The organism is Bacteroides caecigallinarum, from assembly GCF_021530995.1.
GTDB lineage: Bacteria > Bacteroidota > Bacteroidia > Bacteroidales > Bacteroidaceae > Phocaeicola > Phocaeicola faecigallinarum.
Window position 1 is genome coordinate 1 of record NZ_JADYTF010000222.1, and the last position, 1,700, is coordinate 1,700.

Genomic DNA, 1,700 nt, shown 5'->3' on the forward strand with positions numbered 1-1,700 from the left:
CACTTAGATATACAAACACCACCATTGGAATCACAATTCTGTTGACTTTTTTTTTCCTATCACTCCATTGGTGTATTTCGATTTGAGTTGGGACGTAATTTTCAATGTTTAATTTATTTAATTGTTCACCTACTTTTTTCTCTGTATTCATTTTAACTAGAACTGCAATCCAACGTTTTGGACACGCTTCGCGGTCGTTAGTCCCATTGACTAACGAATCATTATGAGGACCAGTTAATAAAGAACCGTTCCCAAATCCGTTGGATTTACTGTTAGAATTCATTTGCTTTAAAATGAATTAGATATTCAAATTAATCACAGATTATCTCTATTGCAGAGATATGCATTATTGATAAACAGTTATGAAACAATGGGTTATCTATCAGATCTTATAGAAAATGATAAACTTTGTAAGATTATGAAATATTCTATATTGAATAATATTATAAAAATGAGCAAATAAAAGGTTTATAAAACTATTTATTAAGAAAGATATATGGATTTTCATATAAAACTATAGAAGATTTATATTTTTGTAACTAAAAACTTCGGGTTACAAAAAAAATTTTTTATATTTGCATGGGATTTATTATCTCTGCAATAGAGATAATCATTATTGATAAACATATCCTTTTTGTATTTATAAGGATTTAGAGTTCATCTAAAATGGAGCGGTTGGCTTCATCTACTTTTGAAGCTCGTATCGAATCGAGATAAATGCGAGTGGTCATTTCATTGTTGTGCCCTAGTCCTTCACTTATTATTGAAATATTTATTCCTTTGTCTCTAGCTATTGTAGCCCATGCATGTCGTACAACATAAGTAGATAACGGAATAGGTAGGTTTACCATTTTACCGATAACTTTTAAGTGTCTATTTACTCGAATTAATTGGGTGATATATTGTTTACGAGCATCTATATCTTCTGTAGTTATGATAGGTAATACATATTGTGTCGTATTTATATATTTAGAGATAATACATTGTGCCTCATTAGTTATTTCAATTGTAAGATGTTGTCCTGTTTTTTTACGTCTATAACTAATATAACCATTTACTAAGTCTTTTTTTCGTAAGTATGCCATATCAACGAAACTCATACCTCTCATGTAAAAACTGAAAAGTAGCATGTCTTTAGCATAATCCAGCGGTGGACGACTATTTAAATCTAATGATTTAATTCGACGTATATCATCTATTGTTATTGCTCGTTTTAGTGTTTTGTCTATCCCGGTATAAACTTTACGAAATGGTTGATTATCATTTGTTAATCCCTCTTCTACGGCTAATTTATAGGCTGTTCGAAAGTTGCGCATATAAAAAGAACTTGTATTTCGCGTTACTCCTTTACCTTTAAGATAAGCTTCATATTGTTCAAAAATATTAGCAGAAAGATTTGATAAACTTAAATCAATCCCACCTCTAAATTTCATAAAGCTTCGTAGAGTTGATTCCATTGTTTCACTGCATCGTTGTCTGCCTAACTGTTTAAGTCTATGCACTTGATTACGTAAATATTCAAATACTCCTTTGCCATCTGCTGTTTCACCTTGGAATGCTTTGATAATTTCTTCAATCGTATATTCTCTGTTTTTATATAAATCTAATATATAATAATAATGCTTCATTCTGCATTTTATATTATATATTATTGAATTGAGATGCTCATATCGTGAATGATCATTATCTGGTATTATTAT

General features: G+C 29.8%; 2 protein-coding genes. Both read right to left on the bottom strand.

What is annotated here, in order from left to right; all coding sequences use genetic code 11:
• Window positions 1-283 (bottom strand): transcription termination/antitermination NusG family protein (locus I6E24_RS16165; RefSeq protein WP_317218745.1); only part of this gene is annotated, 283 nt, incomplete at its 3' end.
• Window positions 284-650: 367 nt separating this feature from the next.
• Window positions 651-1,700 (bottom strand): tyrosine-type recombinase/integrase (locus tag I6E24_RS16170; protein WP_262911945.1); only part of this gene is annotated, 1,050 nt, incomplete at its 5' end.